At 70.0% G+C, this 21870-nt stretch carries 20 protein-coding genes; 8 read left to right on the plus strand and 12 right to left on the minus strand.

Annotated features, from left to right (window positions below):
• Positions 1-111: 111 nt before the first annotated feature.
• Positions 112-996 (minus strand): PhzF family phenazine biosynthesis protein, encoded by an 885-nt coding sequence (locus HG543_RS10170; RefSeq protein ID WP_169344514.1) that lies wholly within the window; start codon positions 994-996, stop codon positions 112-114.
• 103 nt (positions 997-1099) lie between these two features.
• Between HG543_RS10170 and HG543_RS10175 the strand changes: the two genes are divergently transcribed.
• Positions 1100-2503 carry an aminotransferase-like domain-containing protein gene (locus tag HG543_RS10175; RefSeq protein ID WP_169344515.1) on the plus strand — a complete coding sequence of 468 codons (1404 nt, stop codon included), beginning with the start codon at positions 1100-1102 and terminating at the stop codon, positions 2501-2503.
• A gap of 6 nt (positions 2504-2509) precedes the next feature.
• On the opposite strand, the gene aspS is transcribed toward HG543_RS10175, so the two are convergent.
• Positions 2510-4327 (minus strand): aspartate--tRNA ligase, encoded by a 1818-nt coding sequence (aspS, locus tag HG543_RS10180; RefSeq protein ID WP_169344516.1) that lies wholly within the window; start codon positions 4325-4327, stop codon positions 2510-2512.
• A gap of 313 nt (positions 4328-4640) precedes the next feature.
• Here aspS and HG543_RS10185 point away from each other — a divergent pair, with 313 nt between their 5' ends.
• From HG543_RS10185 to HG543_RS10195, 3 genes are all read left to right on the plus strand, one after another.
• Positions 4641-5933, plus strand: coding sequence for a hypothetical protein (locus HG543_RS10185; protein ID WP_169344517.1), 1293 nt, complete (start codon positions 4641-4643; stop codon positions 5931-5933).
• Positions 5934-5944: 11 nt separating this feature from the next.
• A complete protein-coding gene (locus HG543_RS10190) occupies positions 5945-6706 on the plus strand; it encodes a hypothetical protein (RefSeq protein ID WP_171817742.1) in 762 nt (253 codons plus the stop codon).
• Between the two features lie 182 nt (positions 6707-6888).
• Positions 6889-7119, plus strand: coding sequence for a YHS domain-containing protein (locus HG543_RS10195; protein WP_169344531.1), 231 nt, complete (start codon positions 6889-6891; stop codon positions 7117-7119).
• Between the two features lie 24 nt (positions 7120-7143).
• On the opposite strand, the gene recJ is transcribed toward HG543_RS10195, so the two are convergent.
• Positions 7144-8856 (minus strand): single-stranded-DNA-specific exonuclease RecJ, encoded by a 1713-nt coding sequence (gene recJ / locus HG543_RS10200; protein ID WP_169344519.1) that lies wholly within the window; start codon positions 8854-8856, stop codon positions 7144-7146.
• A 227-nt stretch (positions 8857-9083) separates the two neighbouring features.
• Between recJ and HG543_RS10205 the strand changes: the two genes are divergently transcribed.
• Positions 9084-9680, plus strand: a complete 597-nt coding sequence (locus tag HG543_RS10205) for an outer membrane beta-barrel protein (RefSeq protein WP_169344520.1) — start codon at positions 9084-9086, stop codon at positions 9678-9680.
• 92 nt (positions 9681-9772) lie between these two features.
• Here HG543_RS10205 and secF read toward each other — a convergent pair whose 3' ends face one another.
• The 6 genes from secF to HG543_RS10235 all read right to left on the minus strand — a co-directional run bounded on the left by secF (position 9773) and on the right by HG543_RS10235 (position 16694).
• Entirely contained in the window at positions 9773-10939 is a 1167-nt protein-coding gene (gene secF / locus HG543_RS10210; protein WP_169344521.1) for a protein translocase subunit SecF, read from the minus strand.
• A 26-nt stretch (positions 10940-10965) separates the two neighbouring features.
• Positions 10966-12738: a protein translocase subunit SecD gene (gene secD, locus HG543_RS10215; protein ID WP_169344522.1), complete on the minus strand. Its 1773-nt coding sequence runs from the start codon at positions 12736-12738 to the stop codon at positions 10966-10968.
• A complete protein-coding gene (yajC, locus tag HG543_RS10220) occupies positions 12739-13095 on the minus strand; it encodes a preprotein translocase subunit YajC (RefSeq protein WP_169344523.1) in 357 nt (118 codons plus the stop codon).
• A 141-nt stretch (positions 13096-13236) separates the two neighbouring features.
• Positions 13237-14433, minus strand: a complete 1197-nt coding sequence (tgt, locus tag HG543_RS10225; protein WP_169344524.1) for a tRNA guanosine(34) transglycosylase Tgt — start codon at positions 14431-14433, stop codon at positions 13237-13239.
• A 5-nt stretch (positions 14434-14438) separates the two neighbouring features.
• Positions 14439-15524, minus strand: a complete 1086-nt coding sequence (queA, locus tag HG543_RS10230) for a tRNA preQ1(34) S-adenosylmethionine ribosyltransferase-isomerase QueA (protein ID WP_169344525.1) — start codon at positions 15522-15524, stop codon at positions 14439-14441.
• Positions 15525-15584: 60 nt separating this feature from the next.
• On the minus strand, positions 15585-16694 hold the full coding sequence (locus HG543_RS10235; RefSeq protein ID WP_169344526.1) for a SpoIID/LytB domain-containing protein: 1110 nt from the start codon (positions 16692-16694) through the stop codon (positions 15585-15587).
• Between the two features lie 72 nt (positions 16695-16766).
• On the opposite strand from HG543_RS10235, the gene HG543_RS10240 reads away from it, so the two are divergent.
• The 3 genes from HG543_RS10240 (at position 16767) to HG543_RS10250 (ending at position 18446) form a co-directional block, all read left to right on the plus strand.
• On the plus strand, positions 16767-17318 hold the full coding sequence (locus HG543_RS10240; protein WP_343073313.1) for a hypothetical protein: 552 nt from the start codon (positions 16767-16769) through the stop codon (positions 17316-17318).
• A 54-nt stretch (positions 17319-17372) separates the two neighbouring features.
• A complete protein-coding gene (locus tag HG543_RS10245) occupies positions 17373-17705 on the plus strand; it encodes a hypothetical protein (RefSeq protein ID WP_246356892.1) in 333 nt (110 codons plus the stop codon).
• A gap of 75 nt (positions 17706-17780) precedes the next feature.
• Positions 17781-18446: a hypothetical protein gene (locus tag HG543_RS10250; protein WP_246356893.1), complete on the plus strand. Its 666-nt coding sequence runs from the start codon at positions 17781-17783 to the stop codon at positions 18444-18446.
• Between the two features lie 25 nt (positions 18447-18471).
• Here HG543_RS10250 and HG543_RS10255 read toward each other — a convergent pair whose 3' ends face one another.
• The 3 genes from HG543_RS10255 to HG543_RS10265 form a co-directional block, all read right to left on the minus strand.
• A complete protein-coding gene (locus HG543_RS10255) occupies positions 18472-19719 on the minus strand; it encodes a KamA family radical SAM protein (RefSeq protein WP_169344528.1) in 1248 nt (415 codons plus the stop codon).
• Complete coding sequence (locus HG543_RS10260) at positions 19719-21089, minus strand: KamA family radical SAM protein (RefSeq protein ID WP_169344529.1); 1371 nt, start codon at positions 21087-21089, stop codon at positions 19719-19721. The genes HG543_RS10255 and HG543_RS10260 overlap by 1 nt, the downstream gene beginning before the upstream one ends.
• Before the next feature lie 99 nt (positions 21090-21188).
• Positions 21189-21870: PEGA domain-containing protein (locus tag HG543_RS10265; RefSeq protein ID WP_169344530.1), on the minus strand; the 682-nt coding region annotated here is incomplete at its 5' end.

Consider the following 21870-nt stretch of genomic DNA (forward strand, 5'->3'; position numbering starts at 1 on the left):
CCGCACCTCAACCTCTGAAAGGGCTCGCGCGCGGCGTGCCGTCGAACACGGCCGCCGATGCGCGCCCGCTCGGGCTGGCCCCGTCAGTGGCCGGCCCTCCCAGGTCAGAGCTCACGCGCGCAGCGTGCCGTCGAACATGGTCACCGCGATGCCGCCGATGCGCGCCCGCTCCGGCTGGCCCGCCCGGCCCGTGACCTCCACGTCGATGCGCCCGGGCTTGCCGATGGCATCGCCCTGCTCGATGCGCGCCCGCACCGTGCCGCCCTCGCCGGGCAGCACCAGCACTCCCTGCGTCGCCAGGTACATCCCGATCGGCCCGGCGGCCGACCCGGTGACGGGGTCCTCCGCCACGCCGATGCCCGGCACGAAGTAGCGCGCGTGCGCCACGCTGCTCGCATCCTTCGTCTCGCGGCTGAACACGTACACGCCGCTCAGCCCATGCGGGCGCAGTGTCTCCGCCAGCGCCACGGAGCGCGGCGCCAGGGCCCATACGTCCTCGCGGCGCCGCAGCGGCACCATCACCCGGTGCCCGTTGCGCAGCACCGGCAGCGCGCGGTCCACCATCTCCACCGTCCCTCCCACCAGCGACATCACCGCCTCCAGCGGCACCGGGCTCTCCACCCACGGCAGCCTCGGCGTGACGATCCACGCGCGGACGCCCTGCGTCGTGGCCTCCAGTTCCACGTCCAGCGTGCCGGCCTTGCACTCCAGCCGGTACGTGCCCGGGGCCTTCAGCACGCCGCGCTCGGCCAGCAGGTGGAACGTGGCCACGGTGGCATGGCCGCAGAAGGGGATTTCCTCCGCGGGCGCGAAGTAACGCAGGCGCACGGTGCCCTCCGCCGGAGCGGACAGCATGAACGCCGTCTCCGATGCGCCCATCACCCGCGCGATGCGCTGCATGGCCTCGGCGTCCAGCCCTGCCGCGTCCAGCACCACGCCGGCGCGGTTGCCGGCCCCCGGAGTCTGTGTGAAGGCATCGACAAGGGTCAGCCTCATGGCGTGCACCTCTCCCCCGCGCTGTATCGGTACAATTTCCGGCGCGAATGGTGACAATGGATGCATTGCGCGCGACCCAGCGTCAACCGTATGAATTGTCACCATGACAAGCTGGGCACCGCGACTCCGGGGCCGGGACGGTCCGCTCTACCGCGTCATCGCGGATGAGCTGGCCGCGGACATCGAAGAAGGACGGCTCGCGCCGGGCACGCGCCTGCCCACGCACCGCGAGCTGGCGGAGAAGGTTGGCGTCACCGTGGGCACGGTGACGCGAGCCTACGCGGAGGCCGAGCGACGGGGCCTCATTGGCGGCGAGGTGGGCCGAGGCACCTTCGTGCGCCACCGGGACACGCCGCGCCACCTGCCCACGCCCGCGCCGGACATGGGGGACGACGCGCTGGTGGAGCTGGGGCTCAACTGGCCGGCCACGCCTCCCGGAGACCCGGCGGGCACGGCGCTGCGCAAGACGCTGGACGCGCTCCAGCGCTCGCCGCGCCTGTCCGAGCTGCTCGACTACCAGCCCCACGCGGGACTGCTCGCGCACCGCGAGGCCGGCGCCGCCTGGCTGTCCCGCTTCGGCGTGGAGGCCTCGCCGGAGCAGGTCGTGGTGTGCTCGGGAGGGCAGCACGCCATGGAGGTGGCGCTCACCACCCTCACCCGTCCCGGTGACACGGTGCTGGCCGAGGCCCTCACCTACCCGGGCCTCAAGGTGCTCGCGAACCGGCTGCACCTGAGGCTCCACGGCGTGGCCATGGACGAGCAGGGCCTCAAGCCGGACGCGCTGGAGGCCGCGTGCCGCACCGGCGCGAAGGTCCTCTTCTGCCTTCCCAACCTCCAGAACCCCACTGGCGCGGTGATGCCCGAGGAGCGCCGCCGCCGCATCGCCACGGTGGTGCGCAAGCATGGCCTCACCGTGGTGGAGGACGATGCCTACGGGCTGCTGCTCGACAGGCGTCCGCCTCCGCTGTGGGCGCTGGTGCCGGAGTCCTGCTGGTTCATCGGCGGCGTGTCCAAGCTGCTCGCGCCGGGGCTGCGCATCGGCTACCTGGCGGCACCGGCGGGCGCGGGCGTGGCGCGGCTCGCGGAGGAGGCGGGCCTGGCCGTGCGCATGACGCCGCCGCTGATGGCGGAGGTGGCGGCGCGCTGGGTGGAGGATGGCACCGCGGACGAGCTGGTGGCCCGCCGCCGCCGCGAGGCCCAGGAGCGGCTGGAGCTGGCGCGCGAGGTGCTCGGAGACGCCCTGCCGAAGGCGCCTCGCGGCCCCACGTACCACCTGTGGCTGCCCCTGCCTGGAGGCTGGCGCGCGGAGCCCTTCACCGCGCGGGCCCGGCGCCGGGGCGTCTCCGTCACGCCCGCCGAGGTCTTCACCGTGGGCCCGGCCACCGCGCCCGCCGCGGTGCGCGTGTGCCTGGGCGCGCCGCGCACCCGCGCCTCGCTGGAGAAGGGGCTGCGGCGCCTGCGCGAGACGCTGGAGGGAGGGCCGGAGCCACTCGCCTCCATCGTCTGAGTCACGTCACTTCTGCGGCACCGGCACCGCACGCACGTGGATTTCGCGCAACTGCTTCTCGTCCACGTCGCCGGGAGCGCCGGTCATCAGGTCCGTGCCCGTCTTCGTCTTCGGGAACGGAATCACGTCGCGCAGGGACTCGGCGTTGGTGAGCAGGAAGGCGAGCCGGTCCATGCCCAGCGCGATGCCGCCGTGCGGGGGCGCGCCGTACTTCAGCGCGTCCAGCAGGAAGCCGAACTTCACCTGGGCCTCCTCGTCGCTGATGCCCAGCGCCTTGAACACCTGCGCCTGCACCTTCGGGTCATGCAGGCGGATGGAGCCGCCGCCAATCTCGAAGCCGTTGAGCACCACGTCGTAGCGGTGGCACTTCACCCGGCCCGGGTCCGTCAGCAGGTACTCCACGTCCCCGTCGTGCGGCCGCGTGAAGGCGTGGTGCGCCGCCACCCAGGTGTTCGTCTCCTCGTCGTGCTCGAACAGCGGCGGGTTCACCACCCACAGGAACTTCCACTGGCCGCCGCTGCCGTACTCCGGAATCAGCCCCAGCTTCTTCGCCACGTGCACGCGCAGGTTCGCCATCACCGTGTGCACCAGCGCTTCCTTGCCGAACTGGAACAGGAGGAGGTCGCCCGTCTTCGCGCCCACCGCCGTGTTGATGGCCTGCCGCAGCGCGGGGCTGATGGTCTTCGACAGCGGCGACTGGGTCCACTCGCCCCCTTCGGCCACCTTCGCGCGCGCAAGGCCCTTGGCGCCCGCCTGCTTCGCGAACTCCTCCAGCTTGTCGCTCTCCGCGCGGCTCATCGCCTTCTCCGCGGGGATGACCATCGCCTTGACGATGCCCTTGTTCTGCACCGCCTCGAACATCATCGGCACGCCGCCGGCCTCGCCGTGCTCGCGCACCAGGTCCGTGAGCACCGTGTGCTCCAGCCCGAAGCGCAGGTCCGGCTTGTCGTTGCCGTACTTCGCCATGGACTCGTAGAAGTCCATGCACATGAAGGGCGTGGGGATGTCGATGCCCAGCACGTCGCCCCACAGCTTCTTCAAGAGCCCCTCGATGATGGTGAAGATGTCGTCCTGCTGGACGAAGCTCATCTCCACGTCGATCTGCGTGAACTCGGGCTGCCGGTCCACGCGCAGGTCCTCGTCACGGAAGCACTTGACGATCTGGAAGTACCGGTCGAAGCCGGCCACCATGAACAGCTGCTTGTACAGCTGCGGGCTCTCCGCGAGCGCGTAGAACTTGCCCGGATTCATCCGGCTGGGGACGAGGAAGTTGCGCGCGCCGCCGGGCGTGTACTTGCCCATGAACGGCGTCTCCAGCTCCAGGAAGCCGTTCTCCACCATGTACTGCCGCGTGAGCGCGTTCATCTTCGAGCGCGTCATCAGCGACTTCTGCAGCGGCGCGCGGCGCAGGTCCAGGAACCGGTGCGCCAGCCGCTTCTCCTCCGAGGTGTCGATGTTGTCCTCGATGGGGAACGGCGTCGGCTCCGAGCGGTTGAAGATGGTGAGGTCCGTCGCCTTGACCTCGATTTCACCCGTCTTCATCTTCGGGTTCACGTTCTTGCCGCGCGACACCACCTTGCCGCGCACGCCGATGCAGAACTCCAGGCGCAAGCTGCCGGCGAGCGCGTGGGCCTCCGCGCTGTCCGGCTCGAACACCACCTGGGTCAGCCCCTCCCGGTCCCGCAGGTCGATGAAGACCGCGCCGCCGTGGTCTCGGCGATTGTGCACCCAGCCGAAGAGGACGACCTGCTCGCCGACATTGGCGCCAGTGAGCTGACCGCAGTTGTGGGTACGCTTGACCTCGGAGATGAACGGGACCGCCATGGACAAGACCGCCTGCTGGGTTCGAGTTTTGAAAGGAGCGAAAGCGCGGCACCATACGGATCGCGGAAACGATGCGTCAAGGAATCCGCGCAAGCCTGACTCCTCTCAAACGGTCGGATTCTGGGGCGATTCCTGACGCCTTGCCCGCCAGCCCGCTGCCCCCCGAGCGGCCAGGGCTGAACCTGCCCGCCATGGATGCCCGCGCCGGGGGCTTCCGGCCCGTCCCGGGGCCGGGGGGCATTCCCGGGTCCGTTCCGGGCTCGTCACGGAGGGGGGAATACACGTTCTGACCTGTCCGGAGTAAAACGGCGTCATGCTCCGAACAGTCATCACCGCCACCGCCGCGCTGGGCCTGGCCGCAGGCTGCGCGCCCGATACGAGCGCCCCCGTCAAGGTCAGCGCCCTGGTGCTCAATAGCAACGGCGAGTACGCGCCCCAGGAGGTCGAGCTCCGGACCATCACCGACATCGTCGGCCTCAAGGGCACGGTGGCCGACCTGCATGGCGGCGCCCGCATCGTGCTCGACCCGGAAGACCAGGACCTGGCCACCGCGGAGACGCCCGAGTCCTTCGCCGCCGCCCTCCTCAAGGGGGAGGGCCATGACGTGAAGGCCAGCTACATCGACCAGGGCGGCGTCCTGTGGCCGGCGGACTTCCACACCTGGAACATGGTGACGACGTACTACAGCCTCGAGCGCGCCTTCGACTACTTCCAGAACGTCGGCAACATCCCCGCGGCCGACTTCAAGAAGCCCGTCACCACGTACTACTTCCCCGAGTTCGTCCTCAAGCAGGTGGACAAGAACCCGATGCGCGACAACGCGCTGTACTTCTCGGTGATGGAGGCGTTCATGGTGCTGCCGTTCGACCAGCTCCAGCGCGCGCCCCTGGCCATCAACGCCGGCATCATCGCGCACGAGTACTCGCACCGCGTCTTCAACCTGAAGGTCTACAACGGCGCGGCCTTCCCGCAGGCGCTGTCGCTCTGGTCCGCCACCAACCCCAGCCCGGGCGCCAACATCCTCAAGTCCTTCGACGAGGGCCTCGCGGACTACCACGCCTACGGCACCACCTGCCGCTCCACCAAGGGATGTGACACGCGCTTCCTCGGCACGTCCTTCGACGGCGCGTACGAGCAGCTCGCCGCCGCCCGGGACCTCTCGGTGACGAACCGCTGCATGACGGCCACCCTGTACAACCAGCTCTACGGCCAGGGGCTGGATGAGTTCGGCCAGGGCGGCAAGGAGTACCAGGTGGGCACGCTCATCGCGAGCGCGCTCTACCAGGCGGGAGAGAACACCGGGCAGCGCGAGGTGCTCATGCGCGCGGTCGTCGCCGCGTACAACGACCCGGACCCGCAGAAGCCGGGCCTCTTCCAGCTCAGCCAGCAGTACCTCAACAACCAGTCCCAGTTCACCCTGGCCGTGGCCGCCGGCGCCATCATCTCCCACGTCACGGACCTGCGGCTGAAGGAAGCCGTCTGCAACGAGCTGATGGACCACCTGCAGATTCCGAGGGATTCGCTCGTCGGAACCGGCAACCCCCACCTCTGCCCGGCCAGCGCCACGCCGGGCACCACCTGCCCCGTGCTGAACACCCGAGGATGAGGACCTCCCCCGTGAAGACCTGGCTCGTACGCTGCCTCCTGGGTGGCCTCGTTCTGTCCACCCCTGCCCTCGCGCAGGATGATGATGACCCCTACGCCTACCCGGACGAGGAGCCCGCGCGCTCCTCCGAGGAGGAAGAGGACTCCTACGAACGCCGCCGGAAGAACGTGGACGAGACGGACGACTTCCGCCGCGTCTCCGAGCAGGAGGGCGAGGACGGCGACTTCAAGGCCCTCTCCGGCCTGGATGACCCGAACCTCGGCGTGGCCGTGGAGTTCATCACCGGCGCCCTGCTGGTGGACGGCACCCGCGGCAACTTCGCCGACACGCGCATGGGGCTCGGCGTGCGCGCCACCTGGGAGTACGGCCGCATCCTCGACAGCGAGCCCCTGCGCGAGGCGCTCTGGGCGGACCTGCGGTGGACCTACGGCAGCCTCAGCGAGGGCACCCGCTTCATCACCGGCGATACCCGGCTGCACTACTTCACCATCGCCCCCGCGTATGAGCTGAAGCTGGGCAAGTCGGACTTCGGCTTCTTCGCCCAGGCCGGCGGCGGCATCGCCTACCAGGCCACCTCGCTCACCGTGGGCGAGGACGTGACGAAGGTGAACGGCATCAAGCCCCTGCTCCAGTACGGCGTCGGCTTCCGCGGTCGTCCCCGCCTGACGTCCTCCGGCAACCTCCGGCTCGCCTTCCGCCTGGAGGCGCTCGCCTTCCGCCGCGGCTACATGAACGACTTCTTCCTTGGCGGCAGTCTCGGCACCGCCTTCTGAAGAACACTCCGGTCGCCGCTCCCTTCTGGCAGGTTGGGAGCGGCGGCGGAAAAATCTTCACCCTTCCGGCCCCTCCCGCACCTCAACTCCTTGGCGTGCCAAGGAGATGGCACTGGCATGTGCCGTGCTTACCTTCCACCGGGCGGGGGCCGTGGGCTCCCTGGGCGGCGGGGAGGCGGATGATGAAGAGCGTGCAGCAGGGACAGGGACAGCACTGGGATCCCGTGTGTGGGAAGCAGCTGGACACACCGGAGGGCCGCCCCACGGCGGAGTACAAGAAGCGCCGGTACTTCTTCTGCTCGGAGCGGTGCCGCCACACCTTCGAGCGCCAGGCGGAGCGCTTCCGCCTCAACGAGTTGGCCCGCGTGGGCGCGCTGATGACGCCGGGCCGGGTGCGCTGGGGCCTGGCCTAGAGGCCCCGCGCGGTGAAGCGGCGCTCACGCCGCCTTGCGCACGTCCTTGAGCCGCAGCGACAGCTTGCGCTGGCCGCGGAAGGTGTCGAAGCCGGCCTGGAAGGCCAGGTCCACCGGCCCCTCCACGAGCTGCACGCGGTCCGCCATGTTGAAGCCGATGGCGTCCAGTTCCGGCGCCTCCGCCAGGGCCAGCTTGAGGTGGCCGCTGCCCGTACCGGACTTGGGCTGCAGCACGCGCGGGCGGGCGAGCTGACGGCGTAGCACCAGCACCGGCTCCGGGTTGCCCTGGCCGAAGGGCCCGAGGCGCTGGAGCGACTCCACGGCATGGGCGTCCAGCTCGCGCGGATTCACCACCGCGTCCACCCGGCACCGGGGGATGAGGTCCTCCGGCGTGAGGCGCTGAAGGGCAATCTTCTCGAAGGCGTCGCGGAAGGCGGGCAGCCGCTCCGCGTCCACGGTGAGGCCGGCGGCGTGCTTGTGCCCGCCGAAGCGCGTCAGCAATTCCGAGCACCCGCTGAGTGCGTCGTACAGGTGGAAGGCCTCGATGCTGCGCGCCGAGCCCTTCCCCACCCCGTCCTTCACGCCCACCATGACGGTGGGCCGGTGGTAGCGCTCCACCACGCGCGAGGCGACGATGCCGATGACGCCCGGGTGCCAGCCCTCGTCGTAGAGCACGAAGCCGCGCGCGTCCTTGCGGGACTCGGCCTGCGCCAGCGCCTGCGTGAGGATGTGGCTCTCGATGCCCTGGCGCTCCGCGTTGGCCCTGTCCAACACCGCCGCCAGCGAGCGCGCGGACTCCAGCGACTCCGAGCAGAGCAGCTGCAGTCCCAGCGACGCGTCATGCAGCCGGCCCGCGGCGTTGATGCGGGGCCCCAGGCGGAAGCCCACCTGGCCCGCGGTGACGGAGGCATCGGGGTCCATGCCCGCCACCTCCTTGAGGGCGCGCACGCCCGGACGGCGGCCGGCGCTCAGCTCCTGGAGGCCGTGGGACACGAGGATGCGGTTGGCGCCGGTGAGGGGCACCACGTCCGCCACGGTGGCCAGCGCCACCAGGTCCATCATCGTGCGGAGGTTGGGCTCCTTGCGGGTGGCGAAGAAGCCGTCCTCGCGCAGCCGCTTGCGGATGCCCATGCAGAAGTTGAAGGCCACGCCCGCCGCGCACAGCGCCTTGGTGGGGTACTCACAGCCGGGCTGGTGCGGGTTGAGCACCGCCACCGCCGGAGGCAGCGTGGGCGGCACCGTGTGGTGGTCCACCACCACCACGTCCAGGCCCAGCTCCTTCGCGCGGGTGATCTCCGCCACCGAGGCGATGCCGCAGTCCAGCGTCACCAGCACCCGCGTACCGTCCGCGGCGATGCGCTCCACCGCGCCGAGGTTGAGGCCGTAGCCCTCGTCCAGGCGGTGGGGGATGTACGTGGCCGGTGGGGCGCCCAGCTCCTTGAGGAACAGGTAGAGCAGCGACGTGGAGCACACCCCGTCCACGTCGTAGTCGCCGTAGAGGGTGACCTTCTCGCGGTTGCGCAGCGCGCGCGTCAGGCGCTCCACCGCCGCCGGCATCCCCTTCATCCGGAACGGGTCCGGCAGGTCGGCCAGCTTGTCGGACAGGAACGCGGCGGCGGACTCCGGGGTCCGGTACCCGCGATGCAGCAGCACCTTCGCCGCGAGCGGATGCAGCGACAGCTCCCCGGACAGGGACGCCACCTCTTCCTCGACCACGTCTGGAAGCAACCACCGCACGCGAAGTGCTCCTCCTCGGACCGCCCCACTGGGGAGGTAACCGGGACGAATTCTTGACATGCAGACAGTACCTCAGACGTCTGACGAGGGAAGGTCAACCTTGGGCACGACCTTTCCCTTCCTGAACGGACGTACAGGCGTGCGCTTGCCGTCCTGCCTGCTTGAGAGCACACGGGCAACCGCCGGTGCACAGCTTGAGCCGCACACCACCTGACAGGAGAACGGCAATGCTTCCAAGAGGAATCACGGCGGGTGTGGTGGCGCTGGCCCTGACGGCCGCTGGCACCGCGTCCGCCCAGGAGCGCAGGGAGGGCAATCGCGGAGACGTCAACGTGTTCCTGCGCGGCGGCGTGGGCGACTACACGGGCGGCCTGGGCGACCTCACCGATACCGGCCCCGCGTGGGGCGTGACGCTCAACGTGCAGCCCACCACCTTCCTCGGCTTCGAACTCGGGTACGAGGGCTCGCAGAACGGCATCGAGGATACCCGCCTGCTGGAGGGCCCCTCGCTCGTGCGCCAGGGCGGCAGCGCGCTGCTCAAGGTGTCTCCGCCCTTCCTCACCGCCGTGCGGCCCTTCGTGGGCGCCGGCCTGGGCATTTCCTACGTGGACGTGCGGGGACAGGGCGCGGACTTCTACGGCTCGGACACGATGCAGGAGGTCCCCCTGGCGGCCGGCATCGAGTTCAACAGCGGCGCCCTCACCGCGGGCTTCCGGACCACGTACCGCGTGCTCCTGAGCGAGGACTGGGCCCAGGACACCCCCGACGTCGACACCGACGGCGGCCTGCTGGACGCCTCGCTGACGCTGGGCGCGCGCTTCTAGAGGCCCTGAAAAACACCGAGGGCCCTGCCTCCCATGCTCCGGGAGGAGGGCCCTCGTCGTGTCACCGCGCCGGAGCTACGGGCGCGGGTGGCTCACGCCGCCTTCGGCTGCTGGTCGATGGGGCCGGCCTGACGGGCTTCCTTCGCCGCGGCGCGCTCGTCCAGCCAGATGGTCAGCGGGCTGGCGATGTAGATGGTCGAGTACACGCCCACGACGATGCCCACCAGCATGGCCGCGGCGAAGTCGAAGATCTCGCCCACGCCGAAGATGAGCAGACCGATGAGCGACAGCGCCGTGGTGAGCGAGGTGAGGATGGTGCGGCCCACCGTGTCGTTGATGGCGATGTTGATGACCTCGGCGAAGGGCTTGCCCTTGAACTTGGCCATGTCCTCGCGGATGCGGTCGTAGATGACGATGGTGTCGTTCACCGAGTAGCCGACGACGGTCAGCAGCACGGCGATGGACGTGAGGTTGAACTCGCGACGGGTCACCAGGTAGTAGCCCGCCACCATGATGACGTCGTGCACCATGGCCAGCAGCGCGCCCGGGCCGAACTTGAAGTCGAACCGGAACGCCACGTAGATGAGGATGGCCACCATGGAGTACAGCAGCGCCATGATGCCGCGGTTGCGCAGCTGCTTGCCCACCTGCGGGCCCACGTAGTCCACGCGGCGCTGCTCGAAGTCCGGCTTCTCCAGGCCCTGGCCCAGCGCGGAGTACACCTTGTCCGCCATTCCGCTGGCCACCACCTGGTAGTCGAAGCCGCCGCCCTGCGCCTCGCCCAGCTCGCGCACCTCCTGCACGCCGGTGCCGGTGCCCTCCACCGCCTTCTTGATGGCGTCGGGCGTCAGCGCGGTGGCCGAGCGGAAGTTGACGATGCCGTTGGCCAGGTCCGGGTACACGTTGCGGACGTTGCCCAGGCCCTCGATGGCCGCGCGGGCCTTGGTGGCGCTCTCCTCGTTGAGCTGCGTGACGCCGCCCATGCGCAGGAGGAACGAGTTCTCGTCCGCCCCGCCGATGTTCTGGACGCTCACGTCCTCCAGCCCGCCCTTCTGCGCGCGCTGACGAACCTCCTCGGCGGTGATGGAATGATTGAACTTCAGCTCCACCACCGTGCCGCCCGCGAAGTCCACGCCCAGGTTGAACCCGAACGCGGCAATCCCCACGATGATGGCCAGGTTGATGATGGTGGAGAGGAACACGGCCGGCTTGCGCTTGCCGATGAAGTCGATGTTCGTCTTGTTCTTGAGAATCTGCATGGCAGGGGTTCCCGTACTGGAGCCGGTCAGACCGACACCGTCTGCGCGTTACGGCCGTGGACGAAGTAGGTCATGAAGGTACGCGTCACCACGATGGACGTGAACAGCGACGCCAGCAGGCCGATGATGAGCGTCGTGGCGAAGCCCCGGATGGGACCGGTGCCGGTGAAGAACAGGATGAACGCGGCGATGAGCGCCGTGACGTGCGAGTCGAAGATGGTCCAGAACGCGCGGTCATAGCCCTGGTCCACCGCCGCCCGGGCCGTCTTGCCGTGCCCCAGCTCCTCGCGGATGCGCTCGTTGATGAGCACGTTGGCGTCCACCGCCACGCCCAGCGTCAGCACGAAGCCGGCGATGCCGGGCAGCGTCAACGTGGCGTTGAAGAGCGCCAGCCCCGCCAGGATGAGCAGGCCGTTCAGCACGAGCGCCAGGTTCGCGATGATACCGGACTTCTTGTAGTAGGCGGCCATGAACAGGAGGACGAGGCCCATGCCCAGCAGCGCGGCCATGCCGCCCTTCTTGATGAGCTCGTCACCCAGGCTGGCGCCCACCTGACGGATTTCGCCAACCGTCACGGGCGCCGGCAGCGCGCCGGCCTTGAGCACCAGCGCCAGCGTCTGCGCCTCGCCCAGCCACTCCTCGAAGGTGCGCGCGCCCATGCGGCCCATGGTGATGCGGGCCCGGCCGCCGCCAATCTTCTCGTTGATGTTCGGCGCGGTGTGGACGTTGTCGTCCAGCACGATGGCCATGCGCCTGCCCACGCCCGCCTCGGTGAGCTTCTCGAACTCGCGCGCGCCCGCCGGGTCGAAGGCGAGGTTCACCTCCGGCTCGTTGAGCTGGCTGAGCGAGGCGTCCGCGCCCGCCAGGCTCTCGCCCGTCAGCGGCACGTTCTCCTCCACGAGGTAGCTGCGGTACGCGGCGCAGTCGTTCTTGCGCACCGGGTCCGCGATGCACTCGGTGAGCACCACGCGGTTGTCCGGCACCTTGCCCTTGACGTACTCCAGCAGGGCCTCGCGCGACGGCGAGGACAGCTGCGGGAAACCACCCTCCTCCGTCAGGGTGATGTTGCTGCCCTGCGGCGGCGGGTTCTGCTGGAACATCTGGGCGAAGAACTGCGGGTTGGTGTCGTCCACCATCCGGAACTCGAGCTGCGCGGTGGTGCCCACCAGCTCCTTGGCCTGCTCGGGGTTGCTGCGGCCCGGCAGCGAAATCTGGATGGAGTCGGTGCCCAGCTTGCGCACGTCCACTTCCGCCACGCCCCACTTGTCGATGCGGCGGCGGATGACGAGCATCGCCTGGTTGACCGCGTCCTCGCGGAAGAAGTTCGTCTGGCCCTCGTCCGGAGCGAGCACCAGCGTGCCGCCACTGCGGCTCACGCGGGTGAAATCCGTGAAGGTGGCCAGGACTTCCTTCTCGATGGCGTCCATCGTCGCAGGGTCCTTGGCCGTCAGGGTGAGCTGGAGCTTCTCCGGGTCCGTATCCGAGGTCACCTCGCCCAGCTTCTTGTCATTGACATAGCTGGCGATCTGCTGACCCCGGCGCTCGGTGCGCTTCTGGAGCGCGGTCTTGGTGTCGACCCGCATCACCATGTGGATGCCGCCCTGAAGGTCCAGCCCCAGATTGAGGCGGTACTTCGCGGGAGGCGCCCACGACGGCATCCGCTCCTCGAGCAGTGCCAGGTTGTTGCGCTGGTCGCGGTCCATGACCACGAGCGAGTAATACGTCGGAATGAGGAACCAGATGGTCCCCAGCGTCACCGCGACAATCAGTCCAAACTTCCACCACCAGCCGCGGTTCATTTACTTCTCCTCCTTCTTCTTCTCGTCGCCCGCCGTCACAGCCTGCGGGCCTTCCGCCACAGTGCCCTTCGCGCTGATGGCCGTCTTGAGGACGCGGATGCGCACGCCGCTGGCGACTTCCAGCGTCACGGTCCGCTCGTCGACGAGGTGGATCCGCCCGAGCATTCCGCCCGAGGTGATGACCTCATCGCCCTTCTTCAGCGCACCCAACAGCTCTCGGTGCGCCTTCAACTGCTTCTGCTGCGGGCGGATCATCACGAAGTACATGATCGCCACGAGCACGACCAGGAAGCCCAGGGTGCCGAGCGGGTTACCGCCGGCCCCGGCCTGCGCCAGAATCAGAAAGCTCTCAGCCACAACTGCCTCGTCGGTTGAGGATGGCTTGGGATGGGGGGCCCCCCACACTGCCCGAGGAACCCATCCGAAAGGGGGCCCTCTTAGCAAGGGGGCCCCATGTGAGCAAGTGAACGCGGGAAGCCCGGCAATCCATCCGGCCGCTCAGCGGCCACGGGTCCGCTCGGTCTCCTGAGCGCGGGAGCGCTCACGGAATTCCCGGGCAAAGGCGGCGAAGCGGTCTTCCGACACAGCACGGCGGACCTCCGCCATCAGCCCCAGGAAGTAGTGGAGGTTGTGAATCGTGTTGAGCCGCATGGCTAGGATTTCCCCCGCGGCGAAGAGGTGCCGGAGGTAGGCCCTGCTGAAATTGCGGCAGGTGTAGCAGTTGCACGCAGGGTCCACCGGCCGGGGGTCCTTCGCGAATGACGCGTTGCGAATGACGAGCTTGCCCTCCGAGGTGAAGAGCAGGCCGTTGCGTGCGCAACGGGTGGGCAGCACGCAATCGAACATGTCCACGCCGGCCTCCACGCAGGTGACCAGGTCGATGGGCGTGCCCACCCCCATGAGGTAGCGCGGCTTGTCGCGCGGCAGCAGCGGCGCCGAGTACGCCACGCTGGCGTGCATGGCCTCGGGGGCCTCGCCCACCGAGTAGCCCCCCAGCGCGTAGCCCGGCAGGTCCACCGCGCACACCTCCTCCGCGTGGCGCTTGCGGAGGTCCTCGTGGAGGGCCCCCTGGACGATGCCGAAGAGGGACGAGCGCCCGCGGCTCCAGGCCTTCTCGCAGCGGTGCAGCCAGCGGGTGGTGCGCGCCAGCGACTGCTCCAGGTAGGCCCGGTCCGACGTGGAGGGCGGGCACTCGTCGAAGGCCATGATGATGTCGGCGCCCAGCGTCTCCTGGATTTCGATGGAGCGCTCGGGCGACAGGAAGTGCCGCGCGCCGTCCAGGTGCGACTGGAAGGCGGCGCCCTCCTCCGTGATTTTGCGCTTCTCGGAGAGGCTGAAGACCTGGAAGCCGCCGCTGTCGGTGAGCATGGGCCGGTTCCAGGAGACGAACTGGTGCAGGCCGCCCAGCTCGCCCACCAGCGCCTCGCCGGGGCGGAGCATCAGGTGGTAGGTGTTGCCGAGGATGATCTGCGCGTCGAGCGTGAGCAGGTCATCCGGCCCCACGCCCTTGACGCTGCCCACGGTGCCCACGGGCATGAAGATGGGCGTCTCCACGGGCCCGTGCGGCGTGTGCAGCCGGCCGCGGCGTGCCTTCGTGCCCTTGTCCTCGTGGAGCAACTCGAAGCGCACCAGCCCCGGTGCCACCCGAGAGTCACCCTTCTCGCCCCGCTGCCCTGCCTGCCGCTCTGCGTCCATGGTGCTCACTCCGACACCAGCATGGCGTCGCCGTAACTGAAGAACCGGTAGCCCGCGCGCACCGCCTCCGCGTAGGCCGCCAGCGTGCGCTCGCGGCCCAGCAGCGCGCTCACCAGCACCACCAGCGTGGAGCGCGGGAGGTGGAAGTTGGTGAGGAGCACGTCCACCTGGCGGAAGGTGAAGCCGGGGCGGATGAAGAGCCGCGTCTCGCCGGGGCCCTCGCGCAGCCGGCCCGTCTGGGGGTCCGTGGCGGACTCCAGCGTGCGCACCACCGTGGTGCCCACCGCCACCACGCGCCGGCCCTCGGCGCGGGCCGCGTTGACGGCCTTCGCGGTGGCCTCGGGCACGGTGTAGCGCTCCGGGTGCATGTGGTGCCGGTCCAGCTCTTCCTCGCGCACCGGCAGGAAGGTGCCCGGCCCGACGTCCAACGTCACCAGCTCGCGCACCACCCCCTTGGCCTCCAGCGCGTCGAAGAGGGCCGGCGTGAAGTGCAGGCCGGCGGTGGGCGCGGCCACGGCGCCAGCGGCGCGCGCGTACACGGTCTGGTAGCGCTCGGCGTCCGCGGCGTCGGGCTCGCGGGTGATGTACGGGGGCAGCGGCAGGCGCCCGGCCTCCTCCAGCAGCGAGGCCAGCGAGGCACCCGGGGCCGCGTGGAAGCGCACGCGGTACTCGCCACCGCCGAGCGACTCCAGCACCTCCGCCTCCAGGCCGCCCGCGAAGGAGAGGCGCTGCGAGGGCTTGAGCCCCTTGGAGGCCTGACCCAGGCAGATCCACTCGAGCGACTCGGGGGCGCTGGAGAGCGCGGCCGAGGTGAGCGTGGAGGCGGCGGGGCGCACCACCAGCAGCTCCACGCGGCCGCCGGTGCCGGCCTTCTGGCCGAGCAGGCGCGCGGGGATGACGCGGGCGTCGTTGAGGACGAGCAGGTCGCCCGGCCGTAGCAGCTCCGTCAGGTCGGTGAAGCGGCGGTGGGACCAGGCGCCCGTGGACCGGCTCACGGTCATCAGGCGCGAGGCGTCCCGCTCGGCCAGGGGGGCCTGGGCGATCTGGGACTCGGGCAGCTCGAAATCGTAGTCAGAGAGGCGGGACGACACGGGGTTGGCGCTTGTAGCAGCCCCCGCGCCGCCGCGGAAAGCGCGTCGGTGACGGGGACCTCAGTAGAGCTGCTGCAGCTCGGCTCCGGGGTAGTAGTGGGAAAGAATCTCCTGGTAGTCCCAGCCATCGTCGGCGAGCGCCTTCGCGCCCCACTGGCAGAAACCGGCCCCGTGGCCATAACCGCGTCCGGAGAACACATAACCCCGGTCGGTGCGCTCCACCTCGAAGTCCAGACTCTTGAGGCGCGTGTAGCCGAGCCGCCGCCGCAGCTCCACCCCGCCCATCGAGGCGCCATCGCCGAGGGTGACGCTCAGCACCCTTCGGGTGGGCGTACGGCCCGACACGCGCAGGCCCTGGGCGGGGTGCTTGAGGGCGGACTTCACCTCGGCGTCGGACATGGAGGCCTTCCACCGGCTGGCGGGCAGCTTGCCGCAGGGGCAGTCGACGGGCTGGAGGTACGGGAGGTCGCGCTGGAGTGCGTCGTGGCCGGACTCGGTGCGGCCACCGCAGGAGGCGTGGAAGTAGGCCTCGATGGGGGCCAGCTCGTAGGTGAGCACCTGGCCGCGGGTGGCCTCCACGGCGGCCAGGGTGCGCGGGTCCTCGCGGTTGACGCCGCCGTACACCTGGTGGAGCACGCTGCTGCCGAGGTGGAAGGCGTTGCTGTAGGCCTCCAGCTTCTTGTGCAGGGCGTAGGTGCGGGCGGCCACGGCCTGGGCCTTGAGGGCCTCGGGCGGGAAGGACACGGGCATCTCGCTGCCGAGCACCGCGGCGAGGTAGTCCTCCAGGGGGATGACGTTGATGAGCTGGAGTCCGTCGCGGTAGGGGCGGACGACGACGTCGCCGCGCACCTGGGCGCCGCCGGCCTTGATGGGCTCATCGCCGGGGACCCCGGCGTCGCTGGAGGCGGCGGCACCGGCGCGGAAGCGTACCGAGCCGTCCACGACGGGCGCGCCATTGACCTCCAGCTTCGCGCCCCGGCGCCGGATGACGGCCTGTCCGGAGGGAATGGGGACGAAGGAGGCGTCCTCGCTGTCGGGGCCGAAGGCGAGCCCGCGGCCGCTCACCTTCACCTCACCGCCGGTGTCCTCGATGGCGATGCGAAGGGTCTCCACGGCGAGCGCGCGCAGCGGGGCGAGCAGCAGCAGGACGAGCGCAACAGGTCGCAACATGGACGGGAAGTGTAGGTGCGTGGGTACGCGCCTCAAGAAAACGGCCGGCGGATGGAGGAGAATGCCGCACCCGTGACGTCCTCCGTGCCCGACGCCTCCCGCCTGTCCCCTCGTGCCCTCATCGCGGCCCTGCGAGCGCTGGAGCCCCGCCCGTCCGCGCTGCTCGTGCGCCGGCTGGTGCAGGACCGCCCCCTGAAGGAGTGCGCGGCGTTCTACGGCGTTTCGGAGGAGGCGTTCTCGGTGCTGCTGCTGCGCGCGGCCCTCTCGCTGGCACGGGAGGTGGGGCTGCCCGCGCGCGAGCCGGCCGGGGAGGAGGAAGAGGCGGCCTGGGCGCGGATGCTGTCGAAGGCGCTGGGGCGGGAGGACGCCCGGTTCCCCACGGCGCTGGTGCCCGTGGTGGAGCTGTGCCAGCGACTGCGAGATGACGGGGCCGAGGTGGCCGCGGGCATGGAGGCGGCGGCGCGGGAGGACGCGGCGTCACCGGGCCGGCGCCGGGAGGACCTGCTGCGGCGGCTCGCGGTGGCCGCGCTGCTGGCGCTCACCGCGTACCTGTATCTGTCTCGGGCGGACGAGCCTCCCCGGCGTCCGAACCCTCCGGTGCACACCACGCCCGCGGAGCGCTGAGGCCCGGGCGCTGGCGCTGGACGGAACGGCTCGGGGGCGCATATGGGTGGGGCCATGCGTGCTCCCTCCCCTGCCCTGCTGCTGCTCCTGGCCGGCCTCGCCCTGGCTGGCTGCGCGAAGAACGTGGACACCCGCGTCGCCGGGGATGACGACGCGGCCATCGACTCGGCCTCGGCGAGGCTGGAGGAGCTGAACGCCCGCGCCCAGCAGGAAGGCCTGTCCTGCGCGGACGAGTGCGACGTGGCCACGCGGACCTGCGCGGTGGCGGAGGAGCTGTGCTCGCTGGTGGAGCGCCACCCGGACCGGGACGACCTGCCGCCGCGCTGCGCCCAGGGCCGTGAGCAGTGCTCCAGCTCGAAGGACGGCTGCACGCGGTGCGGCGGCTGAGTCGCCCTGTCCCCCAATCGTGCGCCCCCAGGGCCACCGTGCTTAGATAGTCACCGTACCGACCGAGGTTCCCCCATGTCCACCCGTATCCCGTTGCTGCTGGCCGCTTCGTGGCTCGTCCTGCCGAGCATGGCCCGCGCGCAAGAAGGCGCCGAGCTGACGCCGGAGAAGGTGGCGCAGATCCGCCACGACGAGACGCAGGCGGTGGCGAAGGTGAACGAGGAGTTCGGCAACCGCAAGCCCTCGGAGATGAGCAGCGAGGAGCGCGCGCAGGCCATCGACAAGCAGCAGTCCGCGACGGCGGCGGTGCTGGAGAAGCACGGCGTGTCGGCCAAGGAGTACGCGCGCTACGAGGCGCGGATGCGTCCCGAGGACAACGTCCGCGCCAAGGCCGAGGAGAAGCGGCTGGAGGAGCGGGCCCAGGCCGCCGCGAAGGCGCCCGCGCCGGCGGGTGAGAAGGCCCCCGAGGACGTCCCCGTCCAGCTGGGCATCAGCGACGAAGAGCCCGTGGAGCTGGAGGTCGCCGAGGGCGCCGAGCCCGTCGTCGACGTGGGCGTCCCGGGTGCGGCGGCGCCCGCCAGCGAAGAGGCCGAGGTCGACGCCGTGATGCAGGAGTACAATGCGCTGATGGGGCAGCCGAAGCCCGCGAAGCGGCCGACGGCGCGCGCCAGCTCCGGCGAGGGCGCCGTGAAGAAGAAGCGCGTGGTGAAGCGGCGGCGCAGCTCGGGCGACGACTCCTGAGACGCCGGAGTCGCCGCCCTGCCCTTCAGCCCTTGCGGTAGCCGTACTCGCGGGCCCGGGCCTGCCACACGTCCTCGTACGGGCACGCGCAGTCGGTCTCCTCGGGCTCCGGGTAGGCGTAGTGCTCGCCCTTGTAGTTGCGGAACACCGTCTCGCGCTCGCCGCGCTCGACGACGTAGTCCGGCTGGAGCGTCACCTTGCCGCCGCCGCCGGGCAGGTCCACCGCGAGGTGGGGCACGGCGAGGCCGGTGGTGTGCCCGCGGAGCTGCTGGAGGATCTCCAGCCCCTTGGCGATGGGCGTGCGCAGGTGCTCGCAGCCCTCGGCCACGTCCATCTGGTGCAGGTAGTACGGCCGCACGCGGCTGCGCAGCAGCAGGTGTGACAGCTCCTTGATGATGCGCGCGTCGGAGTTGATCCGCCGCATCAGCACGGCCTGGTTCTCCACCGGCACGCCGTGGTCCACCAGTCGCTCACACGCCTCTCGCGCCTCGGGCGTCACTTCCTTCGGGTGGTTGAAGTGGGTGACGACGAAGACCGGCGCATGGCGCCGCAGGGTGCTCGCCAGCGCGTCGGTGACGCGCATGGGCAGCACCACCGGGACGCGCGTGCCGATGCGAATCATCTCCACGTGGGGAATCTCGCTCAGCGGCCCGAGCAGCTCCTCCAGCCGGGCCTCGCTCAGCAGGAACGGGTCCCCACCGGAGATGAGCACGTCGCGCACCTCGGGGTGGCGCCGGACGTACTCGATGCCCCGGCGCATCTGTTCCTTGGAGAGCTCCGCCACCCCGCCCTGGGTGATGCGCCGCCGCGTGCAGTGCCGGCAGTAGACGGAGCACGTGTCGAGCGCGAGGAAGAGCACCCGGTCCGGATACTTGTGGACGATGCACTCCTCGGGACGCGTCTTGTCCTCACCGAGCGGGTCGGCCAGCTCGCCCGGACGGATGCGCGCCTCGGCCCTCACGGGGATGGACTGCATGCGCACCGGGCAGAACGGGTGCTCCGGGTCGATGAGCGACAGGTAGTACGGGCTGATGCCGATGCGGAACAGCGCGGACGTCTCCTGCACGCCGGCGCGCTCGTCGGACGTCAGCGGCACGTAGCGTTCGAGCTGCTCCAGGCCTCGCACCGCATGCCGCTGGTGCCAGCGCCAGTCCGCCCACTCCGCGTCGGTGGCGGAGGGGAACAGGCGCCGGCGTCCCTCGGCACTGAGCGAGGGACGCGGCGAGGTGCCAGGCTCCGGCGGAAGCGTCGCCGGAAGCGCCGAGGAGTCCATCACGCGGCCTTCTGCTGCTCCCGCCACCACGCCTGGCCGGCCTCCGGCAGCGTGTCGATGGGGTCGAAGTACTCGTACTTCCGGTTGAGCGCCTCGGGGTCGTTCGCCTCGATGCCCGTCCGGTAGTTCTTGGTCCAGTAGGAGATGCCGCGCTCGCGGTCGTACTCCGCCACCTGGTGCACCCAGCGCTTCCCCACGAAGGGCACGTCACAGACGATGCGCGGCGTGGCGAAGCCCGGCATGTAGCCCATGATGTCGTGCTGGAGCTTCTGCGCCTTGTCCACCGACAGCCGCCAGTGCTCGCTGTTGGGGATCATGTCGCACATGTAGAAGTAGTACGGCAGGATCTTCGCGTGGTCGAGCAGCGTGAAGCACAGGTCCAGCAGGGCCTGCGGCGTGTCGTTGACCCCGCGCAGCAGCACGCCCTGGTTGCGCACGTCGCGGAAGCCCATGTCGAGCAGCTTGCGCACCGCCTTGCCCACCAGCGGCGTGAGCTGCTGCGCGCTGTTGACGTGCGTGTGCAGCGCCAGGTCCACGCCGCGCTCCACGGCCTTCTTCGCCAGCCGGTCCAGCCCCGCGAGCACCTGGTCCTGGAGGAAGTGCTGGGGAATGGCCATCAGCCCCTTGCTGGCCAGGCGGATGTCCCGGATGTTCGGGATGTCCATCAGCGCGCTGACGAACGGCTCGAGCGACTGGATGGGCAGGTTGGCGATGTCGCCGCCGGAGACGACCACGTCGCGCACCGTCGGCGTGCGGCGCAGGTACTCGAGCATCTGCTCGTACCGCTCCTTCTGGCCGATGCCGAACTTGTGCTTCTGCACCTGGGGCACGTCGTTGCCGACCAGGTCCATGCGGGTGCAGTGGCCGCAGTACTGCGGGCAGGTGGGCAGCATCTCCGCCAGCACCTTGGTGGGGTACCGGTGGGTGAGGCCCTCGACGACCCACATGTCCGCCTCGTGGAGGCTGTCGCGGCTGGCCTTGGGGTGGTTGGGCCATTCCGTCAGGCGGTCCGCGAATGCCGGCAGCATGTAACGACGCACCGGGTCATTCCACAGGTCCTGCAGGTTCATCGTGTTGAGCATCTGCGGCGGGATGAGCAGCGACATGGTCGCCCGCTCCCGCTGGTCGCGCTCGATGCTCGCCGCGAGGTCCTCCGGCAGCAGGGGCCCGAGGGCCGCCTTCAGCTCCTTGAGGTTCTTGACGGTGTGCTTGCGCTGCCAGACGGAGCTCTCCCACTCCGCCTCGGTGACGTCCTTGTACCCGGGGATGCGACGCCAGTCGGGTTCAACGAACTCCTTGCGGAGCGGGTACGTGAAGGGCTGTTGAGCAGGACCGGCCTCGGCCTTGCTCCGAATAGGCGTCGTTTGCATGGCGCATCACCTTAGCGTGCAGCGTTGCGGGCGGGCGTCATACCGCGCCGGAGCCCCCTTTCATCCAACAATCGGAGGGGGCTCCGGATGCCCGCTTCCTCACTCGATAGGCACGTTGAGCAGCTTGACGAGTTCGTTCTCGACGATGGTCACCGTGACGGGCTTGGTCGTCTTGCCGTTGAGCCGGAAGGAGACCTTGCGGTTGCCCACCGGCAGCGTCAGCGGAGCACTCAACGGCACGGGCGTCTGGCGGTTCATCTTCTTGCCGTCGACGATGATTTCCGCGCCCGCGGGCTTGGTGCTGCAGGCGAACTTACCCGTGGCCTTGCTCGGCTTCACGGTGGTCTGCGCCGGAGGGGGCCTGGGGGTGGGACGCGGCTCGCGCGGCGGCGGCTGGGGACGGTCCTGCTCCTTCGTGAGGTCGAAGGCGACCGTCATCTCCGTATCGCTGCCGTCGGCCGTGAACTCTCCCGTGTACGGCTTGTAGCCGGCGAGCTTCGCCGTGAACTTGTACTTCTTCCCCGCTTCCAGGTTGGCGGCCCGGGCGGACGGAGTGCGCCCCAGGCTCTTGCCATTCATGGAAATCTCCGCCCCGTCCCGCCCCTCGAAGATGGCGGCGACCTTCCTGGGCGCGGGAGGCGGCTCGGGCGGCGCAGTCTCCGCCGTGTTCGAGTCCGGCTCCTCCTCGGTGGAGGGCGGTGGGGCCTCGGGGGACTCGGGCTTGTCGTCGGGCTTCTGAGGGTCTGCGGTGGCGACGGTCGGCGGCGGAGTGGGGTTGGCC

This window comes from Pyxidicoccus fallax (genome assembly GCF_012933655.1).
In the GTDB taxonomy this organism is placed as follows: Bacteria; Myxococcota; Myxococcia; order Myxococcales; family Myxococcaceae; genus Myxococcus; species Myxococcus fallax.

Bases quoted from the DNA above. Each gene is read 5' to 3' on its own strand.
- HG543_RS10235 (WP_169344526.1), bottom strand. From the start codon at position 16,694: ATGTTGCGACCTGTTGCGCTCGTCCTGCTGCTGCTCGCCCCGCTGCGC.
- HG543_RS10185 (WP_169344517.1), top strand. From the start codon at position 4,641: ATGCTCCGAACAGTCATCACCGCCACCGCCGCGCTGGGCCTGGCCGCA.
- HG543_RS10175 (WP_169344515.1), top strand. From the start codon at position 1,100: ATGACAAGCTGGGCACCGCGACTCCGGGGCCGGGACGGTCCGCTCTAC.
- secF (WP_169344521.1), bottom strand. From the start codon at position 10,939: ATGCAGATTCTCAAGAACAAGACGAACATCGACTTCATCGGCAAGCGC.
- HG543_RS10170 (WP_169344514.1), bottom strand. From the start codon at position 996: ATGAGGCTGACCCTTGTCGATGCCTTCACACAGACTCCGGGGGCCGGC.
- HG543_RS10250 (WP_246356893.1), top strand. From the start codon at position 17,781: ATGTCCACCCGTATCCCGTTGCTGCTGGCCGCTTCGTGGCTCGTCCTG.
- HG543_RS10260 (WP_169344529.1), bottom strand. From the start codon at position 21,089: ATGCAAACGACGCCTATTCGGAGCAAGGCCGAGGCCGGTCCTGCTCAA.
- HG543_RS10255 (WP_169344528.1), bottom strand. From the start codon at position 19,719: ATGGACTCCTCGGCGCTTCCGGCGACGCTTCCGCCGGAGCCTGGCACC.
- HG543_RS10245 (WP_246356892.1), top strand. From the start codon at position 17,373: ATGCGTGCTCCCTCCCCTGCCCTGCTGCTGCTCCTGGCCGGCCTCGCC.
- secD (WP_169344522.1), bottom strand. From the start codon at position 12,738: ATGAACCGCGGCTGGTGGTGGAAGTTTGGACTGATTGTCGCGGTGACG.
- HG543_RS10195 (WP_169344531.1), top strand. From the start codon at position 6,889: ATGAAGAGCGTGCAGCAGGGACAGGGACAGCACTGGGATCCCGTGTGT.
- HG543_RS10205 (WP_169344520.1), top strand. From the start codon at position 9,084: ATGCTTCCAAGAGGAATCACGGCGGGTGTGGTGGCGCTGGCCCTGACG.
- tgt (WP_169344524.1), bottom strand. From the start codon at position 14,433: ATGGACGCAGAGCGGCAGGCAGGGCAGCGGGGCGAGAAGGGTGACTCT.
- aspS (WP_169344516.1), bottom strand. From the start codon at position 4,327: ATGGCGGTCCCGTTCATCTCCGAGGTCAAGCGTACCCACAACTGCGGT.